The sequence below is a fragment of the Chryseobacterium sp. JJR-5R genome (assembly GCF_034047335.1).
GTDB lineage: Bacteria > Bacteroidota > Bacteroidia > Flavobacteriales > Weeksellaceae > Chryseobacterium.
Map to the genome: position 1 here is coordinate 3,764,992 of NZ_CP139137.1, position 17,201 is coordinate 3,782,192.

Genomic DNA, 17,201 nt, shown 5'->3' on the forward strand with positions numbered 1-17,201 from the left:
ATTAGATGTTAGAACCGGATCCCGGACTTAAATTTACTTAACTCCAAAAATCAGGATTCACAAAAATAATGATTTTAAAAGAAATGGAAATTGAATTTCGGCTTAAATATGATAAAACAAAAAAATCCCATCCGGAGACGAGATTTATAATATTTATCAATAACCTGATCCTTATTGAGGTATTCTTTTCAATGTAAAGGTCTCAGAATGAAATTCAGTAGGGTCTGTTGTATCTTCAAAAGAGATATTTAAAGTAGTTTCATTAAGCAAGGTTACCTTTCCTTTACCCGGCTCTACGATTCCCTGGTATTTAACCTGAATCGCCTTACTCTCCCTGTCATAGGTATAGGTGAAGTTTCTGTCGAAATTAGGCTGACATGTTCCCGGGGTTGCACTGTCGCCGTTATCTGTCCTTTTACCTGCTGAACCTTCCTTAAATACCCATCTTGATGTTTTCTGGCACGCAGTGTCAAAAGAAATACCGTCGGACACAGGCGTGCCTCCTATAGGAACACTTGTCACCACTTTTTTTATAGGCTGCCATGTCCCGACAATAGGATATTCTATGGTATTATTATCGTCATTGTTATCACATCCGGTAGCAACGAATAATGATAAGCCTGCAAACAGTAATGCTAATTTCTTCATGTATCAAATTTTTGAAGCCCTAAAATTATAATTTTTTTGATGTATTTAATCATTTTTTATCAAAAATTTATAACAAAGCCCTTTATTTTCAAAAATATAATGGTGGAACGATATGCTATTACCTTTATTTAATAAATTATAAACGGGGGACTCAACCTGTATTCTTTAAAAAAAACTATTTTTGCACAAAACAATGCAAATGCAAGACATTACGAAAAACAACTTTGACTTCTTACGTGTTCTTCTCGCTTTTATCGTTTTCGTAGGACACCTGGGAGCACTGAGTGCCTCTGAAGAACTTAAGATTTTCGAGAAAAGTCCTGTAGAAGTTGCCGTTTTCGGCTTTTTTATTGTCAGTGGATTTCTTATTGCCAGAAGCTATGACCGGTCTTCAAGTTTAAAAAGCTATTTAAAAAAGAGGATCAAAAGAATTGTCCCTGCTTACCTGCTGGTTGTTTTTCTATGTGCCATCTTATTAAGCCTCGTCAGCACACTTCCTTTTAAAGAATATTTCAGCAATCCCCAAGTTTATAAATACCTGTTCTGGAATTCTATGTTTTTAAATTTCCAGGCACCATGGCTTCCCGGCGTTTTCGGCAATCAGGCGGTGAACGGTGCACTCTGGACCCTTAAGGTAGAAATGTGCTATTATTTTTCCGTTCCGCTGCTGTTCATGTTTTTCGGCAAAAACAATAAATACAGGAACATCAGTTTAATGGTCATTTATTTCCTGTCACTGGTTTATCTAAATTATTTTGAATCCCTGGATAAAATTTCACTGTCTAAGCAGATTCCCGGAGTACTGTGTTATTTCATACCCGGAATGCTGATCTATTTTAATTTTGACAAATTTATCCGGCATAAAAATATCCTGTTCCTCATTGCTGTTGTGACAGTCTGGATTGATCTGATTTTCGACATTAAGCTTTTCTCTCCGATGATGATCGGCATTATTGTTCTTTATATTGCTTATTCCCTCAAATTCCTGAACAATTTCGGAAAATACGGAGACTTTACCTACGGGATTTATATTTTCCATTTTCCTATCATCCGGGTTTTTACCACTCTGGGACTTTTTAAAGACTACAACCCTTTTTTCATGGCATTTGTCTGCATGCTGGTGGTTATTGCAGTAGGCGTCAGCTCTTGGCACCTGTATGAGAAAAAATTTTTATAATTAATTGCAAAACACGAATGAAAGATCTGGTATCCATTATTACGCCGTCATACAATTCCGCAGAATTTATTGAGGAGACAATACAGTCCGTGCTAAACCAGACCTATGAACACTGGGAATGGCTGATTACAGACGACCTTTCCAGGGATCAAACTGTAGAAATTCTGAGGAAATACAATGATCCGAGAATCAAATTACAGGTCCTGGAGCAGAACGGGGGCGCAGGGAATGCCAGAAACAAAAGTTTGGAAAGAGCACAGGGAAGATATATTGCTTTCCTGGATTCAGATGATTACTGGTATCCGGAATATCTGCAGACTATGACGGCTTATATGAAAGAAAATGGTGCTGAACTGGTGTACTGTAATTATTCAAGATGCGACGAGCATACCATGCAGCCTATATTAAAAGATTTTCTGGCGGATAAAATTGTAACCTTTTCTAATCTGCTTAAAACCTGCAGGCTGGCGCCGGTCTCAACAGTCTACGATACGAAAAGGGTCGGGAAATTTTTCTTTCCGGTAAAAAGCAAGCGTGAAGACCATGTAATGTGGCTGAATTTACTGAAAGAAATACCGGAAGGATATCCTGTGCAGAAAACCATGGCCAAATACAGGATGCGTGAAAACAGTGTCTCCAGGAATAAGAAAAATATCATTAAAGACCAGTATCTTGTTTATAAGGATTTTATGGGGTTTTCTACTGTAACATCATTATACTATACCGCTAACTGGGCATTGAACGGATTTCTAAAATATTCTAAAATTTTCAACTGATGGAATACTCCAAAGAGTTTAAAGCTGCATTAAGCGCATTTTCAGGCTTAGAAAAGGACCGCCTTATCTTCAGGCTGTTAAAAAAAGACCCGCTGCTGTCTAAAAAACTATATTTTGAACTGATTGATCCTGAAACTACGGATGACAAGAGAAATGCCATGGAAGAACACATCCGGGAGAAAGTATACATGGCTTCGAAATACATCGGCAACCCCAAATATTTCCTGACCATCATCCGGAAAATAAGCGGGGAAATCACGGAGCATGTTAAAATAACCACCGATAAATTCGGAGACGTATCTCTTAATTTGCTGTTGATTGATACAATCCTGACCCATCATGAAGACCTCAGCCGGCAGCGGTTCGATAATGTCTACAAGCTCTACCTTTACCTCATCAACAAAACGGTAAGGTCATTGCTTCTGATTAAAAAACTGGATGAGGATTACTGGATGGAATTTGATGAGCAGCTGGAAGGCCTGAAGGAAAAAGTACTTAAGAATCATTATTTATCAAAGCTTTTTACCAATAATGAAATTGATTTCAACTGGCTCAGGACAGAGAACATCCCTGATCATTTTGACCTGATCATTAAAGAAATAAAGAGCCAGGGTTTCTTACGATAGCATTTTCCTGATGATTAAATCTGTTGAGTTCGGCTTTTCGCTGATAAACTTTTCAGCTTTGGCAGACATCGCCTGAAGCATCTCTTCATTATTGATCAGGAAGATTACAAAATCGGCAGCAAGACCCGCATTTTCAAAAGACTTCCCTCCCTCCACGGAAATCAGTTCATCCGCCTCGGGATTTTTTCTGTAACGGTTCCCGAAAATCACCGGAACGCCAAAAGTGGCCGCTTCAAGAATATTGTGCAGTCCGGCATTATGAAAACCTCCGCCTACAACGGCAATGTCTGCATAGGAATACAATTTGGACAACAGGCCGATGCTGTCAATGATTAAAACCCTTGATCTGAATTTTTCATCCGGTTTCTTGATTTCACTGTATAAGACGGCCTCGGGGAAAACCTGTTTCAAGTGCTGTACCCCTTTCAGGTCATGCGGTGCAATAATCAGCTTTACATAAGGGCTGGATAATAAAACTTCCTCTGCCATTTTTTCCTCAGCCTGCCAGGAACTCCCGAAAACCACAGCTTTATCATCCCCGATAAAATCTTTGATGAAAGGAACATGGTTATCCCGTTGCCTCAATTGTTTTACCCGGTCAAACCTTGTGTCTCCGGTAACGGAGGCCTGCATCAGGCCAATGCTTCTTGCCAGCGCAAAAGACATATCCGTCTGATGGAAAAACCAGTCGATATTTTTCTGCAGCTGCTGTACAAACCATTTTCCGTAAGAGGTAAAGAAAGACTGCCCGTCATAAAACAGCGCTGAAATCACATATGTTTTTGCTCCCCGGTTTTTCAGTTCCTGAAGCAGGTGATACCAGTACTCATACTTTACCGTAAAAAACAGTTCAACGGAAAACTGTGATATAAATTCCTTAACATGGGATTTTTTGTCAAAAGGCAGGTAACAGACAACATCTGCAATGTGTTTCTTTTTAACAATGTTCTCATATCCTGACGGTGAAAAGAAAGTGACAAGGATTTTACGGCCAGGAAATTTTTCTTTCAGCTGCTCCAGAACAGGAAGCCCCTGCTCATATTCCCCCAGGCTGGCCGCATGCATCCAGATCACCCGGTCGGTCTCTGAAAAAACTGATTTTACTTTATATAATGATTCTTTTCTCCCTTCAACGCCTTTTTTAGTTTTGTCATTGAACCAAGAGAAGACCTTCATCCCGAAGATGAGCAGATTAATGAATATGTGGTAAAGAAATGACATGGGTTCTGATATTATTTAAATAGGCCTGCGAAAATGAAAGCAATAACTAAACTTCCGATTACGGCGAGAAATGAAATTGCCAGGGGAACCTTTGGCTTCACCTTTTCATCAAAAGAATACCTGAACGTATAATCCTGACTGTTCAGGAAAATCAGTGCGATTAAAACATACAGCCACCGGATGAATATTTCCATGATAAGAAACTGTGCATATTTATTCTCTTCAGTAATTTCCACAGGAAAGTTGGCAGCGCCGGCATCTCTGCTTACCCATGTGAATATCAAATAAAATACAGTAAGCATGACCGGCAGCAAAAAAGAATACTTCCTGTTCCCGAAACGGTCTGCTTTACCGTCAAAGTCAAAATGAACGGGAATGGTCTGCGGCAACGCAACAAAATGTTTTACGGTAAATCCCCATAAAAAAACCAGCAGCCCGAAATTAAAAACATCAAAAATAACCAGAAATGCATCTTTCATTTCAGAGGAATTAAAACGTTATAAAATATTTTTGATCACCCTCAGCTTATGGGTGTGCTTATTCATTTCTTTATTGAAAATGCCGGTGGAATCCAGCGTATCAATTCTTACTTTTCCCGAAGCGTGGATGATTCTCTGATTGTCCAGCATGATGCCTACGTGAATGATCTTTCCTTCTGCATTTTCGAAAAATGCCAGGTCGCCCGGACGGCTCTCTTCTACAAAGGTAAGCGATTCCCCCACTTCTATCTGCCGGGAAGTATCCCTCGGCAGTTTTACCCCGTGAATTTTATAAACCAGCTGGGTAAATCCGGAACAGTCTACCGCGAAATAACTTTTCCCGCCCCACAGATAAGGGACATTTAAAAATTCCTTAGCCGTAAGGGAAACACTTTCACGCAAATCATGGCTCCTCCTGGAAGCGACTGCAGGAAACTCAACCTCTGAACCCATAGAGAGCAGCATCTTCCCGTCATGCATTAAAACAGAAGAGAAATCTTCAGTAATAACCGTAATTTTCCGCCTGGCCAGGTCCTGTTCTGTCACAGGCTTCAACTGCTTGGTATCCATCCATCCTTCATAGCCATCATAGTGCATTTTTATCCGGGTCCAGTTTTTATTGACTTCCAGAATATCCGCACTTTCCCCGAACAGTATTTCCGTAACGATCTCCGCCCGGTCAGAACTTTCCGCACGAACGGGGGCTACGGTAACCACACAAATTCCTTTATCCATCAAGTTATATTATTGAATGATTATTTTCTGCGGAGAAAATTCACTCCGTCCCGCAAAGGTAAAATAAGATTTTCAAAATCGTCATCTTTTGCAATCAAATCATTTAATTCCTTAATCACCTGTGTAGATTTCTGTTTCGGGTTTTCTTCCAGTACTTTCCCGTACCAGAGCACATTATCGAACATGACAACCGATCCGGATGCTGTTCTTGGTTTTATAAGTCTGAAATATTCTGCGTAATTCTCTTTATCTGCATCGATGAAAACCAGATCGAAAATTTCATCCGTTTCTCTTAAAAATTCTTTGGCATCCCGAAGCTTAAAATCAATCTTCGAAGAATATTCGCTTTCGGCAAAATATTTCCTTGGCAGGTGCGCAAGATCTTCATTAACATCCAGTGTCGTGATTTTTCCGTCTTCTGCAAGGCCCTCTGCAAGGCATAATGCAGCATATCCGGTAAAGGTCCCGATTTCAAGGATATTTTTTGGGCGGAGCATCCGGGAAACTATCGTTAACAGCCTTCCCTGCTGGTAACCGGAAATCATGTGCGGCTGCGTGGTTTTCTGATAGGTCTCCCGTCTTAGCTTTTTCAGAATTTCAGGTTCTGAAGAAGCATGTGTTTCCAGATACCGGTCCATTTCCGGATTTTTTTCTTCAAAAAAACTCATGATACAAATTTTGTGATTCAAAATTACTTAAATATAGGCAAAAACCATGAATTATGTGGAAGACCACGGAAATGCGAGAAAAATTCACTTGAAATACCGTAGAAATACGGATAGTTTAACATGGTAATAATTTTAATTTTGCAACTCAGGGTAAACACTAAGACCAAGATGAAGGCAGGAGAAAAACAAACTAACCACAAGAATCAGAGAATCGCAGTGCCGCAAGGTACTGCGCATTCTTATCCGGGTACTGCCAAACTAAAGAGATCCGGATCACTCTTTAAACGGATCATCCTGATACTTAAAAAAGAAGAACTTATCTGATAAAAAAATGACTCCCGAATTGCTTCGGGAGTTATTTTTATTGATTGATTGAATGTTGTTTTAATTATTTCTTCGGCGTGATGTCCATCAGTTTCATGAACTCATCCAGTTTAGGCATGATGATGATTTCCGTCCTTCTGTTTTCGGCTCTTCCGGAAACGCTCATGTTGGTTGCTTTAGGATTAAACTCAGAACGCCCTCCTGCTGTAATTCTTGCCGGGTCTACGCCAAACTGGGTCTGCAGTACTTTAGCTACCGAAGCTCCTCTCAGAGCAGAAAGATCCCAGTTGTCTCTCGGTAAATTCGAAGAATTTAAAGGAGCATTATCGGTATTTCCTTCGATCAGTACAGAATATTTGTCATAGTCGTTGATTACCTTAGCCACTTTACCCAGTACTTCCTGGGCAGCAGGCAATATGCTGTAATCTCCTGTTTTGTATAACATTTTGTCTGAAAGTGAAATCATTACCACTCCTTTCAGCACTTTTACCTGAACATCGCCGTCCGCTACATTATCCAAAGATCTTTTCAGCTTGTTTGATAAAGCCAGGTTTAAGCTGTCGTTTTTTGCATTGCTTGAAATCAGCTGCTTGATATAAGAATTGGAAGAATTGATCTCTCCCACTAACTTGTCAATGTTTGCAGAACTTTTTCCTGTATTTGAAAGACACGCATCCAATGAAGATTTTAAAGCGTCATGCTGGCTTTTCAACAAACCGTTTTCGCTTGCCAAAGCAGAGTTCTGGGATTTCAGATCCTGGATTTCCCTTTGTCTTTCACCAACGTTTTCAATACATTGTTTGTAATTCGAGCTTAATGCATCATACTGCTTTTTGCTGATACAAGATGTCATCCCCAACACCATTGCAGATACTGCTAAGATTTTAAATATTTTCATAAATAATCATTTTTAGACGGTCCAAAGGTAAAAAATTCATTTTAATTATATGGATTATCTTTGTACAAAGAAATTCTCAGCATCCATGTTGAACCCATCTGGCTTAAAAAAACAATTAGATCACCTTATTCCTTTTCCTGAACAGCGAAGCTATCTTCTTGCAGTAAGCGGCGGTGCCGATTCTATGGTGCTGGCCTGGCTGTTTAACCAGTTAAAAGATGTAGGATATACGTTTCAGGTTGCCCATATTAATTACGGGCTCAGGGGCAGTGATTCTGATCTGGACCAGCAAACGGTTGAAGATTTCTGTACAAAAAACAACATCAGATTTCATTTATATAAAGTTTCTGAAAAAGATGAGAAGCCCGGGAACTCCATCCAGCTCTGGGCGCGGGAATTAAGGTACCGTTTCTTCAGAGAAGTTCAGGAAAAAGAACATCTGGAATTTCTGGTAACTGCCCATCACCTGAACGACCAGCTGGAAACATTCATCATCAATCTCTCCAAAGCAGCTGGAATCAAAGGACTGAGCGGGATTCCTGCAAATAGCAACAGTATTTTACGCCCTCTTTTAAACTTCACAAAAGAAGAGATTTATCGTTTCGCAAGAGAAAACAACATCGCCTACCGTGAAGACCTGTCCAATCAGAAAAATGATTACCTGAGGAACAGGATCAGGAACCGCATTGTTCCGGAACTGCTGGAAACCAACAACCATTTTATGGAGAATTTCAGCAAAAGCCTTTCTTATTTAAACCAGGCCAGGGATTTTATTCAGGAACAGATCCACGAGATAGAAAACCGGATCTCTATTGCGGATGATCCGTATGTAATTTTATCCCGGGAAAAACTGGCTCAGGAAAGCGATTTTGTAAAATTTGAAATTTTAAAGAAATACGGTTTTAATCAGGAAAACGAGATTCCTAAGATTTTTAATGCTGAAAACGGGAGCTCTTTTTTTTCAACGGATTACCGGCTCATCATCAACCGGGAACAACTGATCTTCAAAAAGAGGACAGATGATGAAGAGAATAATCCGGAGGAAGAAATCGTTCTGATTGAACATTTTGATTTTTCTGAAAACCAAATCCTCGTTAATCTCGAAAGTAATATAGGGAACATTGAAGAAATCAATAAAACTTTTGAATGGCATTTTGATGCCCGAAAACTTCGCTTTCCTCTGCGGTTAAGACGGCAACAGGACGGCGATGAATTTTTTCCGTACGGTTTTTCGGGGAAAAAGAAAGTCTCCAAGTTTTTTAGGGACGAAAAAATATCTATTTTAGCGAGGCAAAAAATATGGGTTCTGGCAGACTATGAAAATTCCGTACTTGGGGTTATTCCGTACAGGCAGGACCGGAGATATGCAGGGGATGAGAAAACCGATAATATTCTCAAAATTTTTAATAAAAGCAAAAATGAAATTTAGAAACTGGTTTTTACTGGTCCTTCTGTTTTTGGCAGCGGGAATTAATGCACAAATCAAAAATCCTGTAAAATTTAAATTTACAATCAACGAATTAGGGAACAACCAGTATGAAGCCGTGCTGAATGCGACCATGGAAAGCGGCTGGCATATTTATTCCAAAGACATTCCGGAAGATACGGGGATTCCGACTGAGTATAAAGTTTCGGGGAAAAACATTGAACTGATCGGAAAGTTTACGGAAGTTGGGAAAAAGCATGAAGAATTCTCTGAAGCTTTCGGAGGAAACATTGTATATTATTCCAATACAGCGGGTTTTAAGCAAAAGTTTAAATTAAAGGATGGGACCAAGCCCGGTGATATAGTTGCCGAAATTACCTATCAGACCTGTGACGACCGGGTCTGCCTGGCACCCAATACACTGGAATTCAATAAACAGGTTACACCTGAAGGCACTCCGGAAGAAACTACCACAACGGCAACAGCAGAACCTGTAAAAGATTCTGTAAAAACAGCGGATACCGTTGCTGTAAATCCTAAAGGGAATGAAGCTGCGGTTACGGAAACGTCAAAGCTGGACCCGAAACAATTAAAAATAACCTCCATTGATTTTCAGAAACCCCTGACCGACTGCGGAACCGCTGCAACAAAAGTGGATGAAAATTACTGGACTTATCTGTTTCTGGGATTCATCGGAGGACTTATTGCTCTTCTGACGCCATGCGTGTTCCCTATGATTCCGCTTACGGTTTCATTTTTTACCAAAGGCAATAAAAACAAGGCAAAAGGAAAAAGAGATGCTTTGATCTACGGATTTTTCATCTTTATGATCTTTGTTTTATTAAGTGTCCCTTTTCATATCATTGACGGAATTGCGGGAAATGTCTTCAACGAGATTTCTACCAGTGTATGGCTGAATATCGCGTTCTTTATTATATTCATTTTCTTTGCGGGAAGCTTCTTCGGATATTATGATATCACTTTGCCGAGCTCCATTGCAAACAAATCTTCAAAGGCAGAAGAGGCCGGCGGAATTATCGGTATTTTCTTTATGGCCCTAACGCTTGTTATTGTTTCATTCTCCTGTACAGGCCCTATTCTGGGAAGCTTACTGGGAAGTGCTGTAACAGGTTCTACCAATGTCCCGATGCTGCTTACCTTTGCACTGGCCGGTTTCGGGCTTGCCTGGGCAATTATTTTCGGATTGCTGGCCCTGTTTCCGCAGGCCCTGCAGAGCCTTCCGAAATCAGGCGGCTGGATGAATACGGTAAAAGTGGTTTTAGGGTTTGTAGAGCTGGCTTTAGCCTTAAAATTCTTATCCAAAGCAGACTTGGTTTCTAAGACATTCCTTTTAAAAAGGGAACTTTTCATTGCCATCTGGATTGTTGTTGCCCTCGGATTGACACTGTATTTGTTCGGGCTTATCAGATTCCCGCACGATGATAAAAAACCGAAAATTTCGGCAGGCAGAAAAATTCTGGGTGTCCTGGGATTGGGTTTTGTGATCTATCTGGTACAGGGATTGATTCCTTCAGACCGCCCGAAGCTCCAGCTGCTGAGCGGGATCCTGCCTCCGCTGAATGTAAGCTACTTCCATGACGAAAAAGACGGAATCCTGGGAATGCACCCGGAGCATGATTTCTTTACCGCTGTAGAACTGGCCAAAAAAGAAAACAAGCCTGTTTTAATTGATTTTACAGGGTATGGCTGTGAAAACTGCCGTAAAATGGAAGAATTCGTATGGAGCGAGGCCGATATTCTGCCGATTCTTCAGAATGATATCGTTCTGGCCTCTCTGTATGTTGATGACAAAGAAGAACTTCCTGAAGACCAGAAAACAAAAATTGATCTGGGCGACGGGCAGGTAAAAAAGGTGAAAACCATCGGTGACCGCTGGAGCCTGTTCCAGCAGGTGAATTTCAACAACAATTCCCAGCCGCATTATGTGCTGATCACGCCGGACGGAAAAGTAATCAATACGCCGGTTTCAGGATATATGCCGAAAGAAGATTTCAAAAAATTCCTGGAATGTGGTGTCAATTTCTATAAAAAGAATAAATAACCGCTCCTGTATAAAAACAAAAGCCTTATCATTCAACCGGTAAGGCTTTTTTATTGTTCTGATTTCTAAGCTGCTGCCGGAACAATTATTTAAAGAATATAAAATTAATATTCATTTGCGTCATCAGGTATGAAATTTGCATCAAAAATAATTAATAGAGAAACTATTCTTATCTCTATGAAATAATTGTTTAATATTTAAAAACTATAACCATGGCAGAAATTATTGCACAAGAAAAGCAGGGAGCAGGTAAACAGAGAAAAAAACAAATCCGTGTGGACATGACTCCGATGGTAGACTTAGGATTTTTATTGATCACATTCTTTATGTTTACGACCAATTTTACAAAACCCAATGTGATGGATTTAGGATTGCCGGCAAAAGGGCCACAGCCACCTCATCATTTTGTAAAAGACAAAAATCAGGTTACCTTTATTTTGGGTAAAGACAACCGTGTTTTTTATCATCAGAGCAATCAGGAAGAATTAAACAAAAACAATTTAAAAGAAACTGATTTCAGCGGAATCAACATCACTAAAATCATTTCTGAAGCCTATGATAATGCTCCGGCAAAAGAAAACTTTACCATCATTATTGAACCAACGGATGATGCGAATTATAAGAATTTCGTAGACGTTTTGGATAATGTTGCAATTTCCAAGAAAGAACGCTACGGAGTGACAGACATTAAGCCTTGGGAAAAGAAAGTGTATGATGAGTTAACAAAATAATAAATATCTGACAGTCTAAAATCCCACTTTAATAAGAAAGCTGTCCAAACAGCACATTCAGATACAAAAAATTCAGGCAAGTTTAATATCAAAGGGCATTTCAGAATGCCCTTTTTTTATTTATTTTTGGGGATAATTTTATTCAATGAAAAACTTTTTAACCACTGCTGCAGTCTTAGTTCTTATGGTTTCATGTACTAAAAAAGAAACATCTTCTGCCAACAACCGTACCGACAGTATAAAGATCGTAGATTCCATCAATGCCGCAAGAACCAAAATAAATGACAGCATTACATCTAAAAACCGTTTCAAAGATTTCAGCGGGACCCATAAATTCACCCATAACCTGATCAAGAATCCGGGTTCTGTTAATTTCTTAAAAATTAATGGCGAAGCAGATCATTATCATATTTCAGGCAATATCACCTCCGGAAAAAATAATCTGAAGATTAAAGGTTTTATGGCTGTTGTTTCTGATAAATACATGAATTTCACCGGGGAAATCACCCAGCACATTCCTGAAAACGACGGCGGGAAACCATATACACGAAAAGGCACAAAGACATTTATGTCCAAAGACGGCGGAAAAACATTCAGGCTTCAGGATATGGTCAATGGTTCGGGATTTGTTGATTATATCGATATCCATTTTTAATTATTGAATTATGCTGAATTTTGAAAGAAAAGGAAACGGCAAGGAAATCCTGGTGCTGCTTCACGGCTTCATGGAAAACCTTACGATATGGCGTGATATGGAGCCTCATCTTTCCGAAGATTTTTCTTTGCTGAAAATTGATCTTCCCGGCCACGGGCAGTCTGAAATAATGGCAGAAGTCCAGACCATGGAACTGATGGCAGAAGAAGTGAAAAAAGTACTGGATGATCAGAATATAAAAGAAATGCACCTGCTGGGACATTCAATGGGAGGCTATGTTTCGCTGGTATTTGCTGAAAAACATCCCGGATACCTGAAAAGCCTCACCCTGTTTTTTTCCACCTATTTTCCGGATGACGAAGATAAGAAAGAACAACGTATGAAAAGCTACCGGATCATAAAGGATGCTTTTCCCCATTATGCCAAAGCGGGAATCCCTAATCTGTTCAACCCGAATGAACGGGATATCCTGGAAGGGAAAATTGAAACAGCACTAGAAACGGCACTTTCTACAAATAACCTCGGCGCATTGGCTTCTGTAAAAGGTATGGTGGAACGAACCGATAAAAAAAATGTCCTTGAAAACCTTGACGCTAAAATTTTGATTCTTGCCGGAAAACATGACAATGCCGTAAAAACGGATATGCTGATCAAAAACCTTCCGGACAGGACCAATATCAAATCTTATATCCTGGATTGCGGGCACAACGGGCATTGGGAAAAATCGGGTATCTGTGCAGCCATTATCAACACGGAACTGCTTCACAACCTTCCTAAAAACTTAATCTTGTAAATACCTGTTATGAAGAACTACATTTTATCTGCCGTTTTCCTGATTATTTCAGGCTGTAAAAAAGAAAACACCACGACATCCGTGCGACAAAGTAGTCCTGCAGAAGCCGTTTCCGGAAACACACGGAAGGATTCGGTTAATACCCAACAAAACAAAGAAGAGGTATTTATTTTCACTACTGAACTTTGTGAAAACAAAGGCATTTTCAACCCGGATAAATACTCAAAAAAAGAACTGGAAGACACCTATAAACTTTATTTCCAGATGGGCGGTGCATTACTCAGCACACCCTCGGTCTTCAATCTCAATGACCTTCGGAAAGTAAGGACTGAAAAAGATCAAATCTTAACTAAACTTGATAAAGATTTTGCACAGCAGAAAAAATTGTTAGAAAATTTAACAGTAGTCAGAGATCCTTACTGGGAAAATATAAAAACCCGGAAACTGCAGGAACTTAAGGACGAATATGAATTCCGAAAAACTGAAATCCAGGCTTTTTCAAACCCTTCCCTCCTACTTCATCATCAACTTTCGAAGGGCTGCGAAAATTTTGCAAAAGCGCTGTATTCGGGTGGACCACAAATGATTGAAGAATGGAGGAAACTCCGCGAAGCAATGGGCAAAAGAAACAGTGACCAGCAGAGAATCATGAATGAATTTCAAGAACGATTAAACTCACCTGATCAAAAAGATTATGCCATTGTGGATTTAATTACTTTCGGCTGGGGCAACTGCGCGAATGACGCCCTTAAAAAGACTGAGCATGATGAAAGAATGTATAAAAAATTCAATTCCCTCTTCATAAAAATAGATTCTGAATGCGATGAACCTTAGCCAGGTTTTATCAAAAATCGTGTATCTTAGTCGTACCTAACTGCTTTCATGGGAATTTTCACTTTAAAAAAAAAGAAACCGGTCATCGGCCTGACACTTTCAGGCGGAGGCATGCGCGGGATTGCCCATATTGCAGTCCTGAAAGCTTTGGAAGAGTATAACCTGAAGCCGGATCTTATTTCAGGAACCAGTGCAGGATCAATTGTCGGAGCCTTCTATTCTTTCGGGAAAACCCCTGATGAAATGATGGACATTGTCAGAAAGACCACTTTTTTCTCAAGATCCTATTTGAGACTTACCAAAAATGGGATCTTCAGCTCAAAATTCATTTTACAGCTTTTCCATGATTATTTTCCGGAAGATGATTTTAAAATCCTGAAAATTCCGGTTTATGTAGCTGCTACGGAAATGACCCACGGCATCGTGGACTTCTTCTCGGAGGGCGAGCTTTTTACGCCGCTTCTGGCTTCGTCCAGCGTTCCTTTTATTTTATCGCCGGTAAGAATCGGAGAGAAAATATATGTTGACGGCGGCGTTTTGGATAACCTGCCGATTGAACCCATTATTGATAAATGTGATTTTTTAATTGCCTCGCATGTTAACTCAATCAGTTATGACAGCCTGGAAAAGATGAGCCTAATGAAGGAATTTGACAGGATCCTGCACCTGGCGATCGCCAAATCGGTATACTCCAAGGCAAAATCCTGCGATATCTTTTTAGACCCGCCTAAGATGACACAGTTCAGCTTATTCAACAAAAAATTTCTTGATGTAATGTTTCAGGAAGCTTATGAATATACCTGTAAAGCACTTGAAGAAAAAGGATATTCAAGGGTTACATAATTATTTTTCAGAAATAAAGAGCAAACCTTTCTTTTATCTTTACAGATGATCCTCTCCTTCTATCCTGCTCTTGAAAGTTTCAATGGTTTCCTGCAGAGATTCGTGGGATTTTCCTCCTGCTGCATTGATATGCCCTCCTCCGCTGAAATATTTTCTTGAAAACTGGTTAACATCCATATCATCTTTGCTCCGGAAGGAAATCTTAACAAAATCGTCATACAGGTCTTCCATGAAAAATGCCGCCATCTTAACGCCCAGAATGCTTAATCCGTAGTTAACGAAACCTTCCGTATCCCCTTTCTGGAAACCATATTCTTTCAGCTCTTCCCTGGTAAGGTATAAGATGGCCACTTTTCCGTCTTTTACCACCTGGATGCGTCCTAAGATCAAAGCAAGCAGATGAAGGCGTGAAACGGTATTGGTATCCCAGGTATTGGAAGTGATCATGGCAGGATCTGCACCTTTTTCTATTAAACTGGCAACAATCCTGTGTGTGGTTGCGCTTGTGGAACGGAAACGGAACCCTCCGGTATCGGTCATAATACCTGTATACAGACATTCGGCAACATCTCTGTTTACCAGCTTTTCATCCTCCATCGCTTCGATAAAATGATAGATCATCTGGCAGGTTGCCGGGATAACGGTGTCTGAATAGACATAATCAAACGGCTCCGGCTGCTGGTGGTGATCAATAAGTATTTTTTTACCTCCTGCATGGGTTAGCCATTCTCCCAACAGTCCGATCCTTGAAGGCGAGTTGAAATCTAAACAGAAAATGACATCCGCTTCATTAATCAGGTCGGAAGCCACTTTTCTTTTGTATTCTGCAATAAGCGTTTTCCTTGCTTCAGGCATCCATTTCAGGAATTTCGGAAAATCATTGGGAACAATAACTTCAGCATGGATTCCCTTGGCTTTCAGATAATGTTTTAACCCCAGACTGGAACCAATAGCATCACCATCAGGATTATAATGCGTAAGAATTACTATTTTATTTTCCGGGATCAGTAAAGTATTGATTTCTAAAAGTTCTGCAGCTGTAAACATCATGATGTTTATTTTTTTAAATTTGAGTTTCCAAAGATAGAGCTTTTAGATAAATCATCCGTATTTTTGTTACCGATATAAAATTCATCCGGCCATCAGCCTTAAGCCGGAAAGCAGAAAAAAAAAAGATCATATTAATTAAAAAAAGATTTGCTAAAATTTGCAACTTTTAAAAAAAACCATATCTTTGCAACCTGAAAAATAATAGATAATTACGATTTAAACATATAGTAATGAGTAAAAGAACGTTCCAGCCATCAGAAAGAAAAAGAAGAAACAAACACGGTTTCAGAGAAAGAATGTCTACGCCAAATGGAAGAAGAGTTTTGGCTGCGAGAAGAGCTAAAGGCAGAAAGAGTTTAACTGTAAGTGCAGCACGCGCTAAGAGATAATCTTTATTATTATCATATACAAATCATGCTTGAAAAGAAGTTTTTCAGGCATTTTTTGTTGTTAAAATTTGCCAAAATTAAAAGTTATTCATCTTCTTTTTCCTATTTTTAAGTTCTGAAAAATTTCTTACAAAAAGCCATATTAAAACTGAATTATGCCACATACCAATATATCAGGAGATAATATCATAACCCTTCAGCATGCAAAAATTGCACAGAAGAACTTTACGGTTCTTTCCGATGTGAATCTGAATATTAAAAAAGGAAGGTTCTGTTACCTTATCGGAAAAACAGGCTCCGGAAAAAGTTCACTGCTGAAAACCCTGTACGGGCACATCCCGCTGGTTTCAGGCCACGGAGCTGTGGTGGGTTTTGATCTGGCAAAGTTAAGAGCTTCCGACATCCCCAACCTGAGAAGGAAACTGGGAATCGTATTTCAGGACTTCCAGCTGCTTTCTGACAGAACGGTTGAAAAAAACCTGAAATTCGTTCTTGAAGCTACAGGCTGGAACGATAAAATAAAGATTGAGGACCGGATCAATGAAGTATTGGGGAGTGTGAATATGAAAAGCAAAAAGCACAAAATGCCGCATGAACTTTCCGGTGGTGAGCAGCAGCGTGTGGCAATTGCCAGAGCTCTTCTGAATCATCCTGACCTCATCCTGGCAGATGAGCCGACCGGAAACCTGGACCCGGAAACATCAAATGAAATCATGACCGTTCTTAAGCAGGTTGCCCTTGAAAACGGGGCGGCTGTCGTAATGGCCACCCATGATTACCATATGATCCAGAATTTCCCTGGAGAAGCCATCCGATGCGAAGACGGAAAAGTTTCCGTACTGGATACCGCAGAATTGTTTGAATAA

Annotated in this window: 19 protein-coding genes; 12 read left to right on the forward strand and 7 right to left on the reverse strand. The window is 39.8% G+C overall.

The annotated features are described in order from the left end of the window. Positions 1-171: 171 nt before the first annotated feature. A complete protein-coding gene (locus SD427_RS16620; protein WP_320558901.1) occupies positions 172-648 on the reverse strand; it encodes a lipocalin family protein in 477 nt (158 codons plus the stop codon). A gap of 199 nt (positions 649-847) precedes the next feature. On the opposite strand from SD427_RS16620, the gene SD427_RS16625 reads away from it, so the two are divergent. The 3 genes from SD427_RS16625 to SD427_RS16635 are packed head-to-tail and all read left to right on the forward strand — an operon-like array spanning position 848 to position 3,227. After that, entirely contained in the window at positions 848-1,825 is a 978-nt protein-coding gene (locus tag SD427_RS16625; RefSeq protein WP_320558902.1) for an acyltransferase, read from the forward strand. A 17-nt stretch (positions 1,826-1,842) separates the two neighbouring features. Continuing rightward, on the forward strand, positions 1,843-2,601 hold the full coding sequence (locus tag SD427_RS16630) for a glycosyltransferase family 2 protein (protein ID WP_320558903.1): 759 nt from the start codon (positions 1,843-1,845) through the stop codon (positions 2,599-2,601). After that, complete coding sequence (locus SD427_RS16635; RefSeq protein ID WP_320558905.1) at positions 2,601-3,227, forward strand: deoxyuridine 5'-triphosphate nucleotidohydrolase; 627 nt, start codon at positions 2,601-2,603, stop codon at positions 3,225-3,227. Before SD427_RS16630 ends, SD427_RS16635 begins: the two co-directional genes overlap by 1 nt. On the opposite strand, the gene SD427_RS16640 is transcribed toward SD427_RS16635, so the two are convergent. The 5 genes from SD427_RS16640 to SD427_RS16660 form a co-directional block, all read right to left on the reverse strand. Next, positions 3,219-4,448 carry a 3-deoxy-D-manno-octulosonic acid transferase gene (locus SD427_RS16640; RefSeq protein WP_320558906.1) on the reverse strand — a complete coding sequence of 410 codons (1,230 nt, stop codon included), beginning with the start codon at positions 4,446-4,448 and terminating at the stop codon, positions 3,219-3,221. The genes SD427_RS16635 and SD427_RS16640 overlap by 9 nt on opposite strands. Before the next feature lie 11 nt (positions 4,449-4,459). Continuing rightward, a complete protein-coding gene (locus tag SD427_RS16645) occupies positions 4,460-4,927 on the reverse strand; it encodes a DUF1648 domain-containing protein (RefSeq protein WP_320558907.1) in 468 nt (155 codons plus the stop codon). Between the two features lie 18 nt (positions 4,928-4,945). Continuing rightward, positions 4,946-5,662, reverse strand: a complete 717-nt coding sequence (locus tag SD427_RS16650) for a C40 family peptidase (protein ID WP_320558908.1) — start codon at positions 5,660-5,662, stop codon at positions 4,946-4,948. Positions 5,663-5,682: 20 nt separating this feature from the next. Then, the gene (locus tag SD427_RS16655) at positions 5,683-6,330 is read right to left on the reverse strand and encodes an O-methyltransferase (protein WP_320558909.1); all 648 of its coding nucleotides are present in this window, start codon (positions 6,328-6,330) and stop codon (positions 5,683-5,685) included. Between the two features lie 388 nt (positions 6,331-6,718). Then, positions 6,719-7,552 carry an OmpA family protein gene (locus tag SD427_RS16660; RefSeq protein ID WP_320558910.1) on the reverse strand — a complete coding sequence of 278 codons (834 nt, stop codon included), beginning with the start codon at positions 7,550-7,552 and terminating at the stop codon, positions 6,719-6,721. 85 nt (positions 7,553-7,637) lie between these two features. Here SD427_RS16660 and tilS point away from each other — a divergent pair, with 85 nt between their 5' ends. The 7 genes from tilS (at position 7,638) to SD427_RS16695 (ending at position 14,896) form a co-directional block, all read left to right on the forward strand. Beyond that, a complete protein-coding gene (tilS, locus tag SD427_RS16665) occupies positions 7,638-8,981 on the forward strand; it encodes a tRNA lysidine(34) synthetase TilS (protein ID WP_320558911.1) in 1,344 nt (447 codons plus the stop codon). Next, positions 8,971-11,040 carry a protein-disulfide reductase DsbD family protein gene (locus SD427_RS16670; RefSeq protein ID WP_320558912.1) on the forward strand — a complete coding sequence of 690 codons (2,070 nt, stop codon included), beginning with the start codon at positions 8,971-8,973 and terminating at the stop codon, positions 11,038-11,040. Before tilS ends, SD427_RS16670 begins: the two co-directional genes overlap by 11 nt. Before the next feature lie 212 nt (positions 11,041-11,252). Further along, on the forward strand, positions 11,253-11,771 hold the full coding sequence (locus SD427_RS16675; protein WP_320558913.1) for a biopolymer transporter ExbD: 519 nt from the start codon (positions 11,253-11,255) through the stop codon (positions 11,769-11,771). A 145-nt stretch (positions 11,772-11,916) separates the two neighbouring features. Then, positions 11,917-12,426 (forward strand): hypothetical protein, encoded by a 510-nt coding sequence (locus SD427_RS16680; protein ID WP_320558914.1) that lies wholly within the window; start codon positions 11,917-11,919, stop codon positions 12,424-12,426. A 10-nt stretch (positions 12,427-12,436) separates the two neighbouring features. Next, positions 12,437-13,219: an alpha/beta hydrolase gene (locus tag SD427_RS16685; RefSeq protein WP_320558915.1), complete on the forward strand. Its 783-nt coding sequence runs from the start codon at positions 12,437-12,439 to the stop codon at positions 13,217-13,219. 9 nt (positions 13,220-13,228) lie between these two features. Further along, positions 13,229-14,053, forward strand: a complete 825-nt coding sequence (locus SD427_RS16690) for a hypothetical protein (protein WP_320558916.1) — start codon at positions 13,229-13,231, stop codon at positions 14,051-14,053. A 48-nt stretch (positions 14,054-14,101) separates the two neighbouring features. Further along, positions 14,102-14,896 carry a patatin-like phospholipase family protein gene (locus SD427_RS16695; protein ID WP_320558917.1) on the forward strand — a complete coding sequence of 265 codons (795 nt, stop codon included), beginning with the start codon at positions 14,102-14,104 and terminating at the stop codon, positions 14,894-14,896. A gap of 39 nt (positions 14,897-14,935) precedes the next feature. Here SD427_RS16695 and SD427_RS16700 read toward each other — a convergent pair whose 3' ends face one another. After that, positions 14,936-15,943: a bifunctional oligoribonuclease/PAP phosphatase NrnA gene (locus tag SD427_RS16700; RefSeq protein WP_320561055.1), complete on the reverse strand. Its 1,008-nt coding sequence runs from the start codon at positions 15,941-15,943 to the stop codon at positions 14,936-14,938. 233 nt (positions 15,944-16,176) lie between these two features. Between SD427_RS16700 and rpmH the strand changes: the two genes are divergently transcribed. Continuing rightward, complete coding sequence (rpmH, locus tag SD427_RS16705) at positions 16,177-16,335, forward strand: 50S ribosomal protein L34 (protein WP_039365072.1); 159 nt, start codon at positions 16,177-16,179, stop codon at positions 16,333-16,335. A gap of 155 nt (positions 16,336-16,490) precedes the next feature. Next, the gene (locus SD427_RS16710; RefSeq protein ID WP_056214739.1) at positions 16,491-17,201 is read left to right on the forward strand and encodes a cell division ATP-binding protein FtsE; all 711 of its coding nucleotides are present in this window, start codon (positions 16,491-16,493) and stop codon (positions 17,199-17,201) included.